Here is a 19,135-nt window from a genome sequence, read left to right on the forward strand (position 1 = left end):
CTTTTTATTCTTCTGTATTTTTGTATAGAACCTTTCTGGCTGTCGTCTCATCCGTGATCAAAATATCGATGCATCCTGTCTGCATGGCTGCATGAATCGCATCTATCTTTGAATCCCCGCAGGCCACCAGGATCACGTTGTTTATATTCTTCAGGACCTCCATGCTGGCGTTGAGAAGCCGGTCCGTCAGCGGGCAGCTGTCCCAGGAGCCGTCCGCCCTTATAGGATTCATAGCGATATCTCCCACAAATCCGGCTGCCCTGAGCACCCCGATGTCCTCCTTCGTGATATGGCCTCTCGTGCACATGGTGGACCGCTCCGTCAGCTCACCTACGCCGATGACTGCCACATTGCATTTCCGCATCAGCTCAAAGGACGCCCGTATGCTCCGCTCCTTCATCAGCATCTGCTTTGTCATCTCATGCTCCACCACCACCGGCGCATACAGCATATTGCTTGGACAGTCCAGCTTGTTGGCAAGGTTCCGGGCAATCTCATCCGACTTCTCCACCTTCTGCTCAATGTTCTGGGCGCCCATGAGCTGCACCACCCGGCAGTCGCTCCTCTTGTGGTACACCATCTGATTGACCACCTCAGACAGGGTCCGCCCCCAGGAAACGCCGATGACATCTCCCTGGCGGATGGTATCGTTGAGATACTGAGCAGCCACGTTTGCAACCTTGTAGAGAACCGTATCCCTCTCTCCGTAATCCGTGGCGATGACAGCCTGCTTCAGGCCAAATCTGTCTTCCAGCCGACATTCCAGCTCTATGTTATCTCTCTCGTATCCCTGAATACTTATATTGACGATCCCCAGGTCCACAAGAGAATTGATGATCTGGTTCACCTTCTGACGCGTAAAGGAAAGTCGCTTGGCAATCTCATCCTGCGTCATCCCCAGTGTGTGATACCAGTACGCGATCTTTATATATACATCTTCTCTCATAGGTGTCCTCCAAATTACAATTGTAACAAAAATTTACATTTGTAATTTCAGTATAGCATCTTATCCCTTTTTGTCAATTACTTTTCACACAAAATTCTCAGAAAACAAAAAAGGAGACGGACATACGCCGTCTCCTCCTCCCTGTCCTTACAACAGCTCCATGATCCCGTCCGCCATGGCGGTCAGAATGATACAGCAGGAAGTAGCCCCCGCATCGAGCACGCCTCTGGAGCGCTCGCCAAGCCGGCTGGAGCGCCCGTACCTGGCCACCATATCCTTCGTGGAATCCCGGCCCGCCTCCGCGGCCGCTTTCATCTCCGCCAGGGCCTCCTTAAAGTCCTGTCCGGTCTCTCCCGCCTTTTTCATGACGTCCACTGCAGGCGACAGCGTATCCACCAGAGTCTTGTCTCCCACTCTGGCATCCACAATGCCATAAAGGCCGTTCAGGCCTGCTTCCAGCATTTCCGCAAAATCCGCCGCCGATATCTCGTCCAGATCCTCTCCCGCTTCGGCCATATCCATGAATATCGTGCCATAAATAGGCCCCATGGACCCGCCAATCTCATTCAGAAGGATTATGCCAAGCTCATCCAGCCCCTCGGTAAAGGATATATCCTCATCCTTAAACCTGTCCTCAAATACAGTAAAGCCTTTATTCATATTCATACCGTGGTCGCCGTCGCCGATCAGGCCGTCCACCTCTCCCAGATACGCCTTGTTGTCCTGTATTCCCTTCACCATGCGCATCAGAACCGGTTTTCCTGCTTCATTTTTAAATGTACCCATATAACTTCTGCCTCCTATACCTGCTTCAGCCCCATAGAATATGCCGGCATATCGATCAGCTCCTTCAGCTCATCATCCAGCTTCATAATGGTGAGCGTTGCTCCCATCATTTCCAGAGATGTGAAATAATTTCCCACATATGCCTTGTGTGTCTTAATGCCCTTCTCCTGAAGAAGCCTGTCGATCTCATCATAGAGAACATAAAGCTCCATGACAGGCGTAGCACCCAGCCCGGACACGAGGACTACTACTTCATCCCCCTCTACAAAGGGATAATCCGGCACTACAATGTCCACCATTCTCTTAGCCATCTTGTCAGCCGTCTCAAGCTCGCATACTTCGATCCCGGGCTCTCCGTGATGTCCGATCCCCACCTCCATGGTTCCATCCTTGATCTCAAAGTTCGGATGTCCCACTGCCGGCAGCGTGCAGGGTGTCAGGCCAATACCCACAGACCTGGTATTGTCAATGGCCTTCTGGGCAGCCGCGATCACCTCATCGAGGTCTCCGCCCTGGGCCGCTTTGGCGCCGCCCACCTTCCACATCAGGACCTCGCCGGCCACGCCGCGGCGCTTCTCTCTCTGATCCTTGGGAGCTGATGCCACATCGTCATTGGCAACCACGGTCTTGACAGTGATCCCGGCCTTTTTAGCCATCTTCACCGCCATCTTCACGTTCATGTTATCCCCTGAATAATTACCGTACAGACACGCAACTCCCTTGCCCTGGTCCGCCACCTTGCAGGCGTCCAGAAAAGCTGCGGCGGTGGGGGAGGAGCATATCTCCCCCACTGCAGCTGCATCGCACATATTTTTTCCCACATATCCGATAAAGGCCGGCTTGTGTCCGGAGCCGCCTCCTGTGACAACTCCTACCTTTCCCTCAGGTATATCCTTCGCCTTTACAACACGGCCGTTATCTGTCGCTTCAACAATATCAGAATGTGCCTTCAGAAAACCCTTCAGCATCTCGTCAACAATATTGTCCGGGTTATTCATTATACGCTGCATATATTTTTCTCCTCCTTACTGGCCTACTCCATGTCCGGCACTAAAACAACCTTCAGTGCGCCGTTCTCACCTGTCTTCGCAATGTGGAAGCCCTCCTCCCACTTCTCAAGCGGGAATTTGTGGGTTACAACACCGTCTGTCGGAAGCTTGCCGTTTCCGATCCAGTCGATCACAGTGTCAAAGCAGTACGGGCTCAGATGTACACCGAGAAGATCCAGCTCCTTTCTGTCAGAGATGATACTCCAGTCAACTGTCACCGGAGCGCCAAATACAGAGAACTCCACAAATCTTCCCATCTTGCGGATGCAGTCCAGTCCCTGCTGAACGCTGGAGGGATGTCCGCTGGCCTCTATGTAAATATCACAGCCATAGCCGCCTGTCAGCTCTTTGATCTTTGCCACTACATCCTCTTTGCCCGGGTTCATGGTCAGGATATTGTCCCCGTCGCCCCAGAATTCCTTTGCCTTCTCCAGGCGGGCATCATTCATATCCAGCACTACAAGGAGCTTCGGATTTGCCTGCTTCAGAGCACCTACCATGCCAAGTCCCAGTGTGCCCACACCGGACTGTACCACAACGTCCGTGTTGGCAACCTGCGCGCGGCGCACACAGTGGAAGGAGCACCCATAGGGCTCGATCAGAGCGGCTCGCTCAATAGGCAGGCCATCCGGAACAAGGTGACAGTAGGGCACAGACTCCTTGGTGACTCTGACATACTCAGCCATTCCGCCGTTTACATTGTTCTGGAAGCCGTAGAGGTCATGCTTCTCGCACATCCAGTAGCGCCCTGTCTTACAGAACATACACTCTCCGCAGGGAACGATCTGCTCCGGACAGATCCTGTCGCCCAGCTTCCATCCACCCTTCACATTGGGTCCGATCTCCACTACCTTTCCAACAAACTCATGGCCCGGGATCATGGGCTCCTTGATGTACTTGGGCTGTCCGTCAAAGCCCCAGAAGCTGGCCGCACCTGCAAACGCCTTTGTATCGCCGGCGCAGATACCGCACGCTTCTACCTTCAGGATCATCTCTCCCTCTCCGGCCCTGGGAGTGTCTACCATCTCAAACCGGTAGTCACCAGGCGCGTACGCAACGATCGCTTTCATTTTTTCTGGTAAGTTGCTCATAGTTCTATCCCTCCTACTTGATTTTTATATACTTTACCGCCTACTCGCGGATACGGTTTCCTGTCTCAATATCAAACAGATGGGTCTTCTCACCCCGAACCTCCAGCTTGATAATATCGCCCGCTTTATATCTTGTCTCATCGTCCGTGATCAGCATCATAAGCGTGTTTCCTACCCGGATACCGATCCTTCTCTCATCTCCCAGGTTCTCAAAGGTATCCACCTTCTCCGGCATGCCGTGAGAGTCAGGGCCGCCCACAAGCACATCCATTGGGCGAACGCCCATCTTACACTTAAACCCGTTGCTGACTACATTGTTGTAGCGCTCCGGAACCTTGATCTGAAGATCACTGCCCTCAAAGGTAAAGAGGAAGTGATCCCCGTCGCCAATGATCGTTGTCTCCAGAATATTCATGGGAGGCTCACCGATAAAGGAAGCCACGAACTCATTGACCGGATCATCGTACACCTCCGCCGGAGTGCCGAACTGCTGCAGAACGCCGAAATTGATGATGGCGATCTTATCCGCCAGAGACATGGCCTCCAGCTGATCATGCGTTACATATACAGTTGTACATTTAATATCGTTGATCAGGCGCTTGATCTCCGTACGCATAGCCTGGCGCGCCTTGCCGTCCAGATGGGACAGCGGCTCATCCATCAGGAGCAGCTCCGGGCGACGGATAATAGCGCGGGCAATATTGACACGCTGCTTCTGTCCACCCGAGAGCTTCACAGGCATCTTATCCAGCAGATCGTCGCACTGCATCAGAGGAGCGATCTCCCGCACTCTCTTGTCGATCTCCGCCTTGTCAACACCTTTTGCCTTCAGATTAAAGGCAATATTGTCATACACGGTGAGAGGCGGATACATAGCGTAGTCCTCAAAGGCCAGGCCGATATGTCTGTCCTTCGGGTGCAGGTCGTTTACCAGTGTATCACCGATATAAATCTCACCCTTTGTGATCGTCTCCAGCCCCGCAGTCATGCGCAGAGTAGTCGTCTTTCCGCATCCGGAAGGTCCGAGCAGCGCGATAAACTCTCCCTGCCCGCATTCAAGATTCAGATCCTGTACAGCGTAATCATTCAGTTTGGCGCCTTTTTTCTTCTTGCCGCTATTGTCATAACGCTTGTAAAGATGTTTTATGGTTAATCCTGCCATTTACTTATCCCTCCTGTTCCGCCGCGAGAGCCTTCACTGCCGCTTCATTGTATCTGCTCACATATTCCTTTGTCTCCATGTTAAAGAAGATGGCGTGATCCAGCTCCAGCTTCACGTAGATATCCTGGTCGATCTTTACTGCCAGTCCGTTGGGCGCGATCATGCGCAGCTGCAGATCCCCGATCTCCGCGACAATAACAGATTTGTTTCCGATACTCTCATAGCTGTAAACAGTACATTTCGTATAATCTTCAACAGGATCGAACGAATATTTCACATTCTGCGGTCTGATCCCAAGCTCCACGTCCGTAAGCCCCGCCTCATCCAGAGCCGCAAACAGATCCTTGTCCTCCGGGAGCTGATAGGTTCTTCCCTCCACGTCATTTAACGAGAACGCATAGCCGGCTCCTGTCTTCTCCAGCCTGCCGCCCACAATATTGATCTCGGGATCTCCCATAAGCTGAGCAACAAACTCGTTGCACGGCATGTAGTAAATCTCATCGCTCGTGCCGATCTGCACGATCTTTCCTTTATTAACGATAGCGATCCTGTCCCCAAGAGACATCGCTTCCATAAAGTCATGCGTCACATAGATACTGGTGGTACCAAAGTTGGCCTGTATGGATTTCAGCTCAGTACGCATGGAGTTCCGAAGCTTTGCGTCCAGATGGGCCAGAGGCTCATCCATCAGATACACCCTGGGAGAACGCACAAGGGCACGGCCCATGGCCACGCGCTGCTTCTGTCCGTTGGACAGCTGGCTGGGGAGACGCTCCAGAAGATTCTCCATCTTCATCATCTCCGCCACCTCATGCACTTTCTTCTTGATGAACTCCTCGTCCTTTTTGTAGAGCTTGCTCCTCAATGGAGACGCCATATTGTCGTAGACCGTCATCTGCGGATACAGAGCGTAGTTCTCGAAGACCATGGCCGTATCCCTGTGAGCCGCGTCCACCAGGTTCACAACTTCACCGTCAAATTTTACCACACCCTCCTCGGGAAGCTGGATCCCCGCAATACAGTTGAGGATCGTCGTCTTCCCTGCACCGGCGGGCCCGAATAATACAAAGAATTCTTTATCTTTAATATCCAGTGAAACCCCGTCCAGGGCGGTCACTTTCCCAAACCGTTTCGTAACATTTTCCAATTGTATTCTTGCCATATTCTCACTCCTATCCCTTGACTGCACCGAAGCTCAGGCCGCGTACAAGATGTTTCTGTATACAGAGGGCGAATATAATCGCCGGCAGAGCCGAAATCGTTGCCGCAACCGCAAGCTGTCCGTAATGGGCACTGTCTGTTCCAAGGAACTTTGTAATAGCAACAGTGATCGGCTGTACATTTGTTCCACCCAGCATCAGCGGGAATGTGAAGCAGTTCCATGCGAAGATGAAGGCCAGCAGCGCCGCGGACACGAGTCCCGGCTTGATGAGCGGAATAAGGTTTTTAAAGAAGATCTGATACCAGCTGTAGCCGTCCACCTGTGCCGCATACTCGATTTCCACAGAGATATCCTCAAAGTATCCCCGCACAACCCAGATCAGCAGCGGCATGGAAATGAGCTGATATACCCAGATCAGTCCAAAATAGCTGTCATAGATCCCCAGCATCTGATAGATCATGAACAGCGGAAGCACTACCAGGATCTCAGGTGCAAATTTGAACGAGAGGATCTGGAACGCAATGTCTTCCTTCTTCTTAAAATTATATCTGGCCAGCGCATAGGCTGCCGGGACACCGGCTACAACTGAAACGATAACAGCGCCGCCCGCCACGATCAGGCTGTCCAGCATGTACTGCAGGTAATCCGACTCAAGCAGTACTGCCTTATAGTTGTCCAGTGTCGGGCTGAATATAAATGTAGTTGTGTACATCTCAGCGTCCGATTTAATGGACAGGATCAGCATCCAGATCAGCGGGAACAGAGCAAATATCGCATATATGATCAACAGTCCGTTCTGGACGATACGTCCAAGTCTCTTTGAAGCTGTATTCATGCTTAACATCCTTTCTGTATCTGAAATTTACCGTTTAGAGCACACCGCGCTATTCCTCCAGACCTGCCGCCTGCTTCTGAGCCGCACGCTGTCTCTTTACGATCTGTTTTGCCACAATGTTGATAAATACCCACAGCACCAGAATGTACGGAAGCGCATATCCGAATTTCTGGAACTGGAAGCCGTTCTGGTAGGCGGTCAGCGACAGGTTCATCAGGGTGTCGCCCGGGCCTCCCTTTGTCAGAGCGAAGATGATCGCATATTCCTGCAGAGCCGCCATCAAGCGGAACAGGAGAGCGATGTAAAGGCTGGGTTTCAGCATCGGAAGCGTCAGGTTCCAGAAGTTGAACAGCACGCTTCCTCCATCAATCTTTGCAGACTCAAAGGGTGACTTGGGAAGAGACTGCAGTCCAGCCAGCACAAGCAGCATACAGAAGGATGTGTTCACCCAGACATCGATCATGACCGCTGTCAGCATAGCCGTCGACGGGCTGGCCGCCCACGGGAAATTATACACGCCGAAGATATTCAGGAATTTCTCCAGAATACCCACAGAGTTGTTCAGCATCAGCTGCCACACAATAGTAGCTGTAACAGGCGCAACCATAAGCGGGAAGATCAGCGCGACACGCATGATCTTGGAAAATTTGTTGTTCAGATTGTTCAGCAGGATCGCAATGCCCATTCCAAGTCCCATCTCGATCACCGTGCTGAAAAATGCGTACCTCAGAGTAACCCACACAGCCTTCCAGAAATCCGTGGATGACAGGATTTCAATCCAGTTCTTCAGGCCGACAAAGCTGTATGTAGGCAGTCTGAACGAATAGTTTGTCAATGAATAATATATAGCCATTATGAACGGTATCATGATACCGATCGTAATGATCAGCGCAGGCGCCACGATCATATACGGAAGCATCCTTGTCTTAAACGGGAGCACATTCAGCTCACTTACCGCGGCGCTGTTTTTTTTCTGCTCTTTCATCCTGGTTCCTCCATTCATATATTACGATCAGCCACTGCCTCTTCACAAACACATCTATTATCAAAAAAATCAAGGAGGGTCAGGTAACCCCTCCTTGACTCTAACCCTTTTCAATAAGAATATATCGACTCATACAGATTATTCTGTGATGTGTACCGTTCAGGGCAATGTATGATTTTTAGTTATTCTGATATCTCCAGATCAGATACAATGCTGTCCAGCTCCTCCTTCAGAGCCTTCATAGCCTCCTCAGTGGACGAGTAGGTATCGCTCGTCACAAGGTCCTGAAGTGTCTCAGCCCATGTAGTTGTACACTCGAAGAAGTAGGGCTGCGGTGTAAACTGGATAGAAGCATTTTCTGTCAGAGCTGCAATGGACTCCAGATAGTTGTCCGCAGAACCAACAATAGCCTTGTACTCGTCGCTTTCCATTACAGATGTACGCGGAGTATCCGGGCTTGCTCCCTCTGTTCCGGACCAGAGCATGTAATCAGGGCTTGTAAAGTACTGGATGAAGTACCATGCAGCATCCTTATTCTTGGAGTCTGCATTCATAGCCAGTGACCAGATCCAGATGTTTGCCTTCATATCTTCCTCAGATTTTCCTTCCGGAAGCGGAATGGTAGACCATGCAATGTTTCCGGACTCCTGGGAAGCTCCCTCAAAGTTCTGGAAGTAGCCTGCACTTGTAGCGTCAAACAGCATAGATGCTTTTCCTGCTCCAAGGTCAGCGCTGGCCTCATACCATGTGTAGTTTGTCCACTGCGGAGGACCTGCTGCCTTGATCAGATTTACCCAGTAATCTGTCATCGCAATGGCTTCCTCAGAATCGAGCTGACATACAAGCTTGCCGTCCTCGATCGCAAAGTCCTGAGCGCCCCATGTTGAGAACAGAGACATATATCCGGGATGGATGGTTGCCCACTCACGGGTACCGCGTACAGCAATACCGTAGGAGCCGGAGCCTGCAAACTCATTCAGAGCGGTTGCTGTCTCAAGCAGCTCATCTGTAGTTGTGGGAACCTCAAGTCCCTTCTCTGCAAATACATTCTTGTTGTAAGCCAGACAGTTCAGCTCCCAGCCCATGGGAAGTGCCCACTGTGAGCCCTCGCCTACTTTATGTCCGGGAACCGTATCCCATTTCAGTCCGTCAACAACGGCCGGGATAAAGTCGTCAAAGTTGTAATCCGGATCTGTCTTGGCCGGGTCGTTGATGTAGTTATCCAGCGGCTCCATGTATCCGGCAGGAGCGTACTCCCAAACCTGATAAGCGCCGGTCATGTATACATCGGGCGTACCGGAACGGCTGCTCAGTGATGTGTTCAGCTTGTCGAAGTAGTTTGACTCAGGTGTGGATGAGTATTCAACCGTTATACCTGTCAGCTCTTCGAACTCGGGGATCTTCTCGATTACCGCCTTGGAATAGTTATGCTCGTTGAACATAACATTGATGGTTGTTCCCTCATAGTTCTTCCAGTCAAAATCCTCAGCACTGCCAGCTTCGTATTCCTCTTCGTCCGCGCCGCCGCCGCTGCTGACTGTTTCTCCGCCGCATCCGGCCAGCATGGACGCTACCATAGCTGTACACAGAAGAGCACTGATAAGTCTTTTCTTCATTCTTTCTTGCCTCCCTTTTTCAATAACTTTCCCTCTCCGCACAAAATATTCAGACTTCTGTTTACCTGCCAGAAGCTTTCGGAATATTCTATGCAAATTTCTTAAATCCATTGTACATCCGAGCCTATACTTTTGTCAAGCATTGTTACATTTGTAAAAATTCACAAAAATTTTATTGTCTTTTTGCATAAAAATAATATTTTTTTGTTCATTTTTTTGTTAATTTTTTATTTAACAAAAAATTCTCATCTTGCGGCCGCCATTCTTTTAGTGTATGATTAATTTATCATCTGCAGGAGGACAAAAAATGAAATTTTTTGAATATGACGGTGGTTTCATGAGAACTGCCACAATTCTAAGCCGGCTCACCCTGCTGAATCTGCTTTGGCTTGCGTGCTGCATTCCCCTTGTGACGATCGGAGCCGCCACAGCCGCTCAGCACCACTGCGCCGCCTGTCTCATGAGAGGAGATATCCATATTGGAGGAAATTTCAAAGAAGGACTCCGGCTTTACTGGAAGAAGGGTACCGTGATCTGGATCTGCTCCGCCGTGCTTGGCACCGCCTTTGGCATGGCCTGCTACATGCTGGAGCTGGGTTCCATGCCCTACAAAAACATACTGATGATCATGGCAGGGATCGCCTTCCTGACGATGGCCCTGGTGCTCATGTGGGTCTACCCTGTGATGGTCAATTTTTCCGGAAAGCTGTCAGAAATCGTTTTCAATTCATTTATCTTCGCCTTTATGTATGCGCCGGTGACACTGATCGCCGCTGTGTTCTACGGCATCGCCGCTTTCCTGTTCTTACGGTTCCTGGCCACCCGGCTGCTGGTTATCCTCTTCGGCCCGACCGTGGTAGTGTACTGTACGCTGGTGCTGTTTGAAAAGGTATTTCAGAAGTATAAGAAAAAGGAATAGAAATAAAAAAGGAGCTTCATCAGCTCTCCTGTTTTTGGAGGTGATGAAGCTTTACCTTTTATTTGATCACATTCACATGATTTCCCTGTAGGTATTCCGCCAGAAGCTTCCATCTGGACAACGTCCTTCTAAAGAATTCCCTGTAAGCCTGACAGAAATAATTTTGGAATTCTCCAGCATCATTTAACTGTCTATGCCGTCTGCATCCCCCCCGACAGATCCAAAAAAACTCGCAGCCTCTGCACACTTCAGAAAAACACTTTGACATTTCTATAAAGCCCGATTCTTTCCGTTTTTGGTCGATTTCTTCAAAGCTGTTCTCTGTAAGATTCCCCAGCCGCCAGTCATCTAACACGTAAAAGTCACACGGATACACCGCCCCGTCCGCTTCGACCACATACTGCATCCCACATATTCCTTTCTGGTCACATGCCTCAGGAGCAATCCCCAGCATCATCCCAAGGATGTTTTCAAACTGCCGGATGTAAGGCTGCTCTCCTGTTTTAACATCAGAATACCACAGATCAAACAGCTCATTCAGAAAATTTCCATAAGCCTCTGGCGTCAAGGAATACTCATGCTGTCCAGGCACCTCTCCCAGAGGATCCAGACAGGGAATAAACTGTAGATATTCGAAGCAGTGCTTTTTGTAGAACTGATAGATTTTTTTTACCTGTCCTGCCGTATACCGGTTCACCACGGTAAGAAGATTATATTCCACCCCGCATCGGTCACACAGCGATAATGCCTGCATGATCCGGTCAAAGCTCCCGTTTCCATTTTGATCTTTCCTGCATTTATCATTAGTTCTCCTGATCCCATCCAGCGATATCCCAACCAGGAAATTATTTTCAGCCAAAAAGCAGGCCCAGGCGGTATCAAAGCTGCATCCATTGGTTTGTATGGCGTTTTCAATCTTTACATTGTTTTTATTATAGCGTTTCTGAAATTCAAGGACCTGTTTATAAAAATCTATCCCCCGAAGAAACGGCTCTCCTCCCTGAAAGGCAAAGGTACACACTCCTTCCGCATATCCCAACGCTTTTTCTATCACCTTTTCCAGTGTCTCCAGCTTCATTTTGCCATATGAAGCGCAGGATCTTTTTTCTGTTTCATCCCGGTAGAAACAATAGTCACACTGCAGATCACAAAGTCCGGAAACTGGTTTGATCAAAACGAAAAGTCCTGGCATTCTCCCCCCTCCTCACTTTAGTATACTATTGAAACCTCAGTCTGATCAGCTGCTCCTCCGGGGCATCATGTTCTCTGAGCGCCCTCTCCATCATCTTGTCCAGCCTTCTGGTAATTTCTGGATCATCGTCATATATGTTACTTTTTTGCTCGTAATCTGTCTGGAGATCATAAATCTGATTTTCCTTTTCCCAGTCCTGGAGATAGATAAACCTAAGAGTAGCATCGTTATTGTCATTAATGATGTCCGCCGGGATCCTGTAAACCGGATACTCAGTCCAGCTCAGAAAAGCCCCTGCCTCTATTCTCGAAAAATCATTCAGCCTGTCAGCATCAAAATATGCTCTGATATCCGTTGGAACGGATGTGTACAGATACAATGGTCTGTTTTCTTCATTAGGCGCTTTAAAGTATGTATATCTGCCGTCTGTGAGGTTTATCTGCTTTCCGTAATACCCGTAGAGCGCACATTCTCTCAGCTTGTCCACCTCTTCCCTGATCAGAGGCATCCATGATTTCCCATGGATCTTATTTCTGCATGCACAGGCAGGTATCTGATAAAATTCCATTAATGTCGGAAGTATATCTATATTCTGCGTTATAGCATCTATCCTTTTTCCCGCCCCCTCATCTCCCGGAAGGTGAACAATAAGCGGGATGTGAAAAACTTCATTGTAGGCAGGCATATAATTTTTCGCCATATATCCGTGTTCGCCCAGCATGTACCCATGATCTGTAGTAAAAATAAACAGAGTATCTTTCCACATATCATGGGCATCCATTACATCAAAGATGTGTCCAAGCCACTCGTCTGTCATCAGGAGCAGGGCAAGATATCTCCTTCTGATATGCTGAAGTGCCTCTTCCGTTAGCTCCGCATCCTCCACCTTTTTATATTCCGGCCACAGATACAGTTTCCCCTCATAGGTATCTCCCACTTTTTTCAGGTACTCTTCTGGTACTTCAAAGGGTTCGTGTGGATCAAACGGCTCCACCCATAACAGGAAGTCGTCCTGATCGTGATTTTCTTCCAGCCAACAAGCCGCCTTCTCTATGGTTGTCGGACTAGGGAACTTTTTCTCATCGTCCTTAAACAGATCTCTGTTATACCAGTACTGTGGAACAATCTTCCCATAATGACACGGAATTTCTTTATTCTGTATTCTTGAGACAACAGGATCCCACTCCTGCCCCCGTACCATTTCCCAGCTATCAAACATCTGGCAATAATTTTCTCCCCCTATTTCCAAATAATGATAATGATCTGTCACCATATGGGAGCAAACGCCGTTATCGCGGAGGATCTGCGGAAGGGTCTGGTCAAACGCCTCTATAGGCCCCCAGTTTCTCTCCAGAAAATTTAATCTCCCTGTCATTATATCCCGCCGGGCGGGCATACAGGGGGCCGATCCGGTAAAGTGGTTGCAGAACGTAACAGATCTTCGCACCAGCCTGTCCAAATTCGGCAGAAACATGCCGCTCTCATTGTAAATCTGCAGAAATCTTCGATTGACTGTGTCCGACAAAAACAATACACTTCTCATATCAATAACACCACACTTCCTCTTTTACACGCTTGTATTCCAACCAGAAATTCTGTCCCTCCTCACTGGAAAGATCATCCCACTTGTCCGCCTCCTCACGCAGCCTCTTTCTCAGTCTGGCCACTATAGGCTGATACTCCTCATTCCAAAACAGATCACACTGTTCATATGGATCCTCCTTAATACAGAACAGCTGCGTGCGCCTCATATCTCCGCACTTGTATTCGATCAGTTTATATTCGTAATCCTTGACGCTTCTCACTTTATCCGCAAAAACAGCATAAATACATTCCCTTGTTCTGGCTTCTTTATCCTCAATCGCCGCCTTAAAACTGATCCCCTCCACGGACTCCGGAACCGGAAGCCCCGCATAGTCGCAGAGAGTCGGAAAGATATCGAACAGGTAGATATAATTGTCTCTTGTCTCATTCTTCGGTATCCCAGGACCGCTTATGATAAACGGCACCTTAATGCTGTGCTCATAGGTATTCTGTTTCCCCAGCAGCCCATGTTCTCCTACTGCAAGTCCATTGTCTGCCGAGAACAGGATGATAGTATCATCATACATTCCCGTTTCCTTCAGCGTCTCAATTATATCTCCCACTGTACTGTCCAGATGACTGATCATAGCGTAGTAATCCCGGATTTCCCGCTTTACGGCCTCTCTGTCTCTTGGAACAGGCAGAAGTCTTTCATCCCGCACATCGCTGATGCCGAAATCAAAAGGATGCTCTTCATAGAAATTAGGTGGGAGACTGATATCGTTCAGATCATACATATCAATAAACTTCTGCGGCATTGACCTGGGATCATGGGGTGCCATATATGCCACATACATATAAAATGGTTTGTCGCTGTCATAATTTCTGAGGTAGTCACAGGCCGCTCCCGCAAACAGATCTGTGGAATGAGTACCGCCATTTATATGGTCATATGTCCTTGGCACTACAAAATTATCGTAGGCAGGGTTCATCACATCAGGGAAACGGTTCGGATACTCCTTTGACTCATCGAAAGAATAGACAGGCACCTTCCAATGGTCATACATACCTCCAAAAAATATTTCCGCACCGCTGTTGAAGCTGCGAGCATAGGAGCGCGTACAGTTATGCCATTTTCCAGTCCCAAAGCAGTTGTAGCCCCCCCGAAGGAATGTCTCGCCCAGCAGAGCATGTTCTTCCGGGATACTCTCCCCAAAATGGTTTAGGTGGAACAGACTTCTACCGGTATTCAGCATAGCTCTGCTTGGCATACAGACCGCCGCAAAAGTTCCTCCCGGAATGTGCGCATTCACAAAGCTTGTCCCGTTTCTTGCCAGTTCATCCAGATTCGGCGTCTTGATTTCCGGATTCCCCAGTGCACTGACAGTGCTGTATTTCATATCGTCTGCAAATAAAAACAGTATATTTTTCCTTTTTGCCATAACGATTCCTCCCTTCCCTTACCACCACTTGATCAGATCCGTTACCCTGTTTCTGATCTTAATAAATTCCGGGTCAGCAATATTCCGCGGGCGCGGCAGATCATTGTCAATAGACTCCTTTATTTTTGTCGGCTTATTTGTCAACACCAGGATCCGATTACTCAGATATACGGCCTCCTCAATATTGTGCGTAATAAAAATAACAGTCGTATTTGTCTTTTTCCACAAATTGATAAGTTCATCCTCCAGATGATACTTTAGCTGCAGATCCAGCTGTCCATAAGGTTCATCCATAAGCAACAATTCAGGTTCAACCGCAAAAGCTCTTGCGATCACCACCCTCTGGAGCATACTCGCCGACAGCTGCCGGGGATAAAAATTCCTGTACTTTGTCAGTCCCACGATCTCCATCACATTATCCACGCGCTTTTTCATTTCCTCTTTGCTGTACTTTTTGATTTTCAGTCCATACTGTATATTTTCCTCCACAGTAAGCCAGCTCATTGTAGAATACTCCTGGAAAATATAGGCAATATCGTGTTTCTTCAGATCAATGGGTTCCCCGTTGATGGTGATGCTGCCGCTGTCTATGTCGTACAGTTTCGTAAGACTGTTAAGAAATGTCGTCTTGCCGCAGCCGGTAGGTCCCACAATGCACAGGAACTCTCCCTTCTTCACATCAAAAGAAATATTGTTCAGCACGAGAAGGTCACCAAAACTTTTTGTAAGATTTTTCACACTTACTTTAATGTCTTCACTCATCGCCCTCTCCCCCTTTACAGTGTTCGGTCCATATCTTTTGTTATCTGTTCACGAAGGGCAAGAAATTCTGGCGCCACATAGTCTCTTGGCCGTGGAAAGTCCACGATATATTCCTTGTGCACTGATGTGGGACAGTTGTGCAGCAGTATGATCCTGTCCGCAAGATAGATTGCCTCTTCTGCATTGTTTGTCACAAAGACTACTGTCCTTTTTTCCTTGCTGCTGATCCTCTCAACCTCTTCCTCCATAAGGTATCTGGTCTGTGCGTCCAGATGCCCAAATGGCTCATCCATGCAAATGATCTCCGGCTCATTACAGTAAGCCCGCGCAATTCCCACTCTCTGCTGCATACCGCCTGATAATTTAATAGGAAAATGGTTTTCAAACCCATTCAGGCCCACCAGATCAATATAGTACTGCGCTTTCTTTCTCCTCTCCTCCTTAGGCACTCCTCTTACCTTCGGTCCAAACTCCACGTTTTTCATTACGTTATACCACATAAACAGATTCGTTGTCTGGTATACCATTCCTCGCTTCGGAGACGGCCCGTCCACTTTTTCCCCATTGACGATAATTTCCCCCTCAGTAGCTTTTTCCAGACCTGTTATCAGATTTAAAACGGTTGTCTTTCCACACTGCCCCGGCCCAAAGAGGACGACAAACTCATTCTCGTAAACTTCAAAGTTCAGATCATCCACCACAAGGTGATCTCCCTCCTGGTTATAGAAAACTTTTGTAACATGCCTGCATTCGATTATGGGAGTCCTTTTTTCTTCCATCATGATCCTCTCACCCTCCATCTGCATAAAACACGTTCCATAACACGCATGATCACCGCAAGTATCAGACCTGTCAGGGCGATCGCTATGATCCCCACAAATATCTGCGTCATATCTCCTGCCTCCTGTCCGGCTGTAATAATCCAGCCCACACCTTCTGTAGCCGCCACCATCTCTGCCGCCAGAACAGCCATCCAGCAGGTAGACAATCCTACCTGCAGTCCTGAAAAGATATAAGGCACGCAGGAGGGAATAACAACCTTGAAGAACGCCTGTATACTGTTAGCCCCCAGCATATATGCTACATTTAATATGTTTTCATCCACCCGCTTAGCGCCTGCGTATGTATTCACCACGATATTAACAAATCCGCCCATAAAAATGATAAAGATCTTAGCCGTCTCTCCCACACCAAACCAGACAATAGACAGCGGGATCCAGGCCACGCCAGGAATCGGGCGGATCAATTCAAACAGGGGACGGATGACAGCCTCCGCATATTTAAATCTTCCCATTCCTATTCCGATCAGGATTCCCGCCACGATGGAAAGTCCAAAGCCTATCATGACTCTCTGCAGACTCACCAAAAGGTGCATCAGCAATGTATATTCCCGGCCAATTGTATGTGAGCAGGTATAGAAAAACCTTTGCAGCACCTCCAGAGGCGTGGGGATCAGTTTACCGACCTCTGTCCACAAAACAGCTGCATACCACAGAAGTATGATGATAAGGAAGCCCGCAACTGACAGCAGGATATTCTGACCTTTTTCCAGAAGCTTCCCTTTTCCTTTCTTGGCCATATCACATTCCTCCCCGCACAAATTTTTTCTCCAGGAAGTCAAAGATCAGAGAAATACATATTCCTATAATTCCCAGTGTCACCAGACCCACGATAATGATATCCGATCGGAGCAGATTTCTCGCTGTTGCGATCATATAGCCTACGCCTCTGGTAGCACCCATCAGCTCCGCTGCGACAAGCGCCATCCACGATACCCCCATAGCCACTCTCAGCCCGGCAAAGATCATTGGAAGGGCAGAGGGAAGCGCCACAGTGAAAAGCTGCTGAGACCGGGTTGCTCCGAATGTCTGCGATACCCATAAATGGATCTGGTTTGTCTGCTTGATCCCCGAATAAGAATTAACTACACAAGGAATAACTGTTGAAAAGAAAATAATACAGGCTTTTGACTTTAGTCCTATCCCGAAAATAACGATCATGACCGGGATAAGAGCAATTGGAGGTATCGGCTTTAAAAAATCAAAAATTGGCCTCACGAGCTTATCAACCCACTTGAACCATCCCATAGCTATTCCAAGCGGCACCCCTATGATAACACCGAGAAAATATCCCATCATAGCTATTTTAAAGCTCTCCCACACATGCTGCGGAAGGGTAGCTCCTTCAGGAACAGTAGACGTCATCTTTGTGATAAATGTCCTAAATACAGTAACAGGATCCGGTAGCGAATGTGCGGGGACCAGTTCCAATACAGCAGTAGCCAGATACCAAACTCCCAGGAAGGCAAACACCGAAATCACGGATATAATAGTCATCTTAATTCTGTTTTTCTTGAAAGTATTCACATTTTTCCCTCCTCTTTAAACAGCAAAGGGCGTCCGGCCGTCTGCGGACCCCCTTTACACCATTCAGCTTTGATCAGTTAAAGGAGGCGAGTGCATCTTCCAGAAGATCGTTTGCACAGTTCTCTTTCACTGTCTCAACTCTGTCCTTTTCAATAAGACCCTGGTCAGCAAAATATTCCGCATATGACACAGCAAATTCCGTCAGGTCAATCTGTTTTGCATAGTCAGATGTAAATACCGGTTTGGCATCCACCTCTGCCTGGAGCTCTTCGTCAGAAATCTCTCTGCCCCAATCGGTATACCACTGCTTCGCAGTATCAAATGTCAACTGCGGATCGGCTGCCAGTTCATCACAGGCCGTATATAGCATCTGCACAAATTTCACCACGTCATCATATCTATTTTCATAAGCATCTGCTGTACAGACCGTCGCCTCATACAGATGTCCGCCTTCCGACTCTAATGTGGCTATCTTCTCTGATCCCAGTTCGTCCCAATCATAGTTACAGTATGGCGCACAGAGGACAGCAAAATCCCCTTCGCCCGCCATCCAGCTTGCGTATACATTGGCAAACTCCTGGCTCACCAGATTAACGTCAGAGCTTTCCAGTCCCATATTCTTCAGCCACAGCGTCAGAGCATAATGTCCGGTAGTGCCTATATTAGTCAAAATTGTTGATCCTTTTACGATCTCCGCCATAGCTTCTTTATCGTCCAGCACATCCAGTATGGGATTATCTTTTCTCGCCATGATATCGTTATTTCCCGTTCCATCCAACTGATGAGCGATCAGCTTGCAGTCGTAATTAGCAAGTGCGTAGACAAAGGCACCTCCTGTAACTGCCACATCCCACTCACCCATAGCCTCGTTAATCGTAGCACCACTGCTGAACACTTCAATTTCAAACGGGCAGTCGAATTCGTCCGCCATCTTTTCTTCAAGCATGAGCCCCACCGGAAAGCTGCAGTAATAGGACTGCACCGCTACTACAAGAGGATCGTTTTCCCCACCTTCTCCTGATGTTCCTTCACTTCCACCGGAACAGCCTGCGACAAGCGCCACACACATTGCTAAAATCAAGATTACCGACAACGCTTTTTTCATAAAAACCTCCTATCTTTTCAAACATCAGTGACACATTACTTCGACCGTATCTTATTCACCCCCATTGTTTTTGGTCGTTTTTACCAGTTTTTCCGATTGCGTTTTCTTTTTTTTATTTATTTTGATTATATCAATTGCCTATATAAATGTAAAATAGTATAATAATATGAAGTTCATAATTTTTTTATTATAT

General features: G+C 48.3%; 18 protein-coding genes. 1 reads left to right on the forward strand and 17 read right to left on the reverse strand.

Annotated elements, in window-relative coordinates:
* Window positions 1–4: 4 nt before the first annotated feature.
* From Q5911_RS03735 to Q5911_RS03775, 9 genes are all read right to left on the reverse strand, one after another.
* Complete coding sequence (locus Q5911_RS03735; protein WP_303181086.1) at window positions 5–946, reverse strand: sugar-binding transcriptional regulator; 942 nt, start codon at window positions 944–946, stop codon at window positions 5–7.
* Window positions 947–1,093: 147 nt separating this feature from the next.
* Window positions 1,094–1,732: a dihydroxyacetone kinase subunit DhaL gene (gene dhaL / locus Q5911_RS03740; RefSeq protein WP_303181087.1), complete on the reverse strand. Its 639-nt coding sequence runs from the start codon at window positions 1,730–1,732 to the stop codon at window positions 1,094–1,096.
* Between the two features lie 14 nt (window positions 1,733–1,746).
* Window positions 1,747–2,742, reverse strand: a complete 996-nt coding sequence (locus Q5911_RS03745) for a dihydroxyacetone kinase subunit DhaK (protein WP_087174494.1) — start codon at window positions 2,740–2,742, stop codon at window positions 1,747–1,749.
* 23 nt (window positions 2,743–2,765) lie between these two features.
* Window positions 2,766–3,872, reverse strand: coding sequence for an alcohol dehydrogenase catalytic domain-containing protein (locus tag Q5911_RS03750; RefSeq protein WP_303181090.1), 1,107 nt, complete (start codon window positions 3,870–3,872; stop codon window positions 2,766–2,768).
* 40 nt (window positions 3,873–3,912) lie between these two features.
* Entirely contained in the window at window positions 3,913–5,034 is a 1,122-nt protein-coding gene (locus Q5911_RS03755) for an ABC transporter ATP-binding protein (RefSeq protein WP_087174492.1), read from the reverse strand.
* A 4-nt stretch (window positions 5,035–5,038) separates the two neighbouring features.
* On the reverse strand, window positions 5,039–6,196 hold the full coding sequence (locus Q5911_RS03760; protein ID WP_303181091.1) for an ABC transporter ATP-binding protein: 1,158 nt from the start codon (window positions 6,194–6,196) through the stop codon (window positions 5,039–5,041).
* 10 nt (window positions 6,197–6,206) lie between these two features.
* Entirely contained in the window at window positions 6,207–7,031 is an 825-nt protein-coding gene (locus tag Q5911_RS03765; protein ID WP_303181093.1) for a carbohydrate ABC transporter permease, read from the reverse strand.
* Between the two features lie 49 nt (window positions 7,032–7,080).
* Complete coding sequence (locus tag Q5911_RS03770; RefSeq protein ID WP_087174489.1) at window positions 7,081–8,016, reverse strand: carbohydrate ABC transporter permease; 936 nt, start codon at window positions 8,014–8,016, stop codon at window positions 7,081–7,083.
* A gap of 182 nt (window positions 8,017–8,198) precedes the next feature.
* A complete protein-coding gene (locus Q5911_RS03775; RefSeq protein ID WP_303181095.1) occupies window positions 8,199–9,632 on the reverse strand; it encodes an ABC transporter substrate-binding protein in 1,434 nt (477 codons plus the stop codon).
* Window positions 9,633–9,939: 307 nt separating this feature from the next.
* Here Q5911_RS03775 and Q5911_RS03780 point away from each other — a divergent pair, with 307 nt between their 5' ends.
* On the forward strand, window positions 9,940–10,551 hold the full coding sequence (locus tag Q5911_RS03780; protein ID WP_303181097.1) for a DUF624 domain-containing protein: 612 nt from the start codon (window positions 9,940–9,942) through the stop codon (window positions 10,549–10,551).
* A 58-nt stretch (window positions 10,552–10,609) separates the two neighbouring features.
* Here Q5911_RS03780 and Q5911_RS03785 read toward each other — a convergent pair whose 3' ends face one another.
* The 8 genes from Q5911_RS03785 to Q5911_RS03820 form a co-directional block, all read right to left on the reverse strand.
* A complete protein-coding gene (locus Q5911_RS03785; RefSeq protein WP_303181099.1) occupies window positions 10,610–11,743 on the reverse strand; it encodes an anaerobic sulfatase maturase in 1,134 nt (377 codons plus the stop codon).
* A 25-nt stretch (window positions 11,744–11,768) separates the two neighbouring features.
* Window positions 11,769–13,286 (reverse strand): sulfatase, encoded by a 1,518-nt coding sequence (locus tag Q5911_RS03790; RefSeq protein ID WP_303181101.1) that lies wholly within the window; start codon window positions 13,284–13,286, stop codon window positions 11,769–11,771.
* Window position 13,287: 1 nt separating this feature from the next.
* A complete protein-coding gene (locus tag Q5911_RS03795) occupies window positions 13,288–14,709 on the reverse strand; it encodes a sulfatase-like hydrolase/transferase (protein ID WP_303181102.1) in 1,422 nt (473 codons plus the stop codon).
* A gap of 18 nt (window positions 14,710–14,727) precedes the next feature.
* The gene (locus Q5911_RS03800; RefSeq protein WP_303181104.1) at window positions 14,728–15,471 is read right to left on the reverse strand and encodes an ABC transporter ATP-binding protein; all 744 of its coding nucleotides are present in this window, start codon (window positions 15,469–15,471) and stop codon (window positions 14,728–14,730) included.
* 14 nt (window positions 15,472–15,485) lie between these two features.
* On the reverse strand, window positions 15,486–16,250 hold the full coding sequence (locus Q5911_RS03805; protein ID WP_334307014.1) for an ABC transporter ATP-binding protein: 765 nt from the start codon (window positions 16,248–16,250) through the stop codon (window positions 15,486–15,488).
* Entirely contained in the window at window positions 16,250–17,050 is an 801-nt protein-coding gene (locus Q5911_RS03810; RefSeq protein ID WP_303181108.1) for an ABC transporter permease, read from the reverse strand. Before Q5911_RS03810 ends, Q5911_RS03805 begins: the two co-directional genes overlap by 1 nt.
* A 1-nt stretch (window position 17,051) precedes the next feature.
* Window positions 17,052–17,837 carry an ABC transporter permease gene (locus Q5911_RS03815; RefSeq protein WP_303181110.1) on the reverse strand — a complete coding sequence of 262 codons (786 nt, stop codon included), beginning with the start codon at window positions 17,835–17,837 and terminating at the stop codon, window positions 17,052–17,054.
* A gap of 73 nt (window positions 17,838–17,910) precedes the next feature.
* A complete protein-coding gene (locus Q5911_RS03820; protein ID WP_303181112.1) occupies window positions 17,911–18,942 on the reverse strand; it encodes an ABC transporter substrate-binding protein in 1,032 nt (343 codons plus the stop codon).
* Between the last annotated feature and the right edge of the window lie 193 nt (window positions 18,943–19,135).

It is taken from the genome of Lachnoclostridium phocaeense (assembly GCF_959599685.1).
Taxonomy (GTDB): Bacteria; Bacillota; Clostridia; order Lachnospirales; family Lachnospiraceae; genus Claveliimonas; species Claveliimonas monacensis.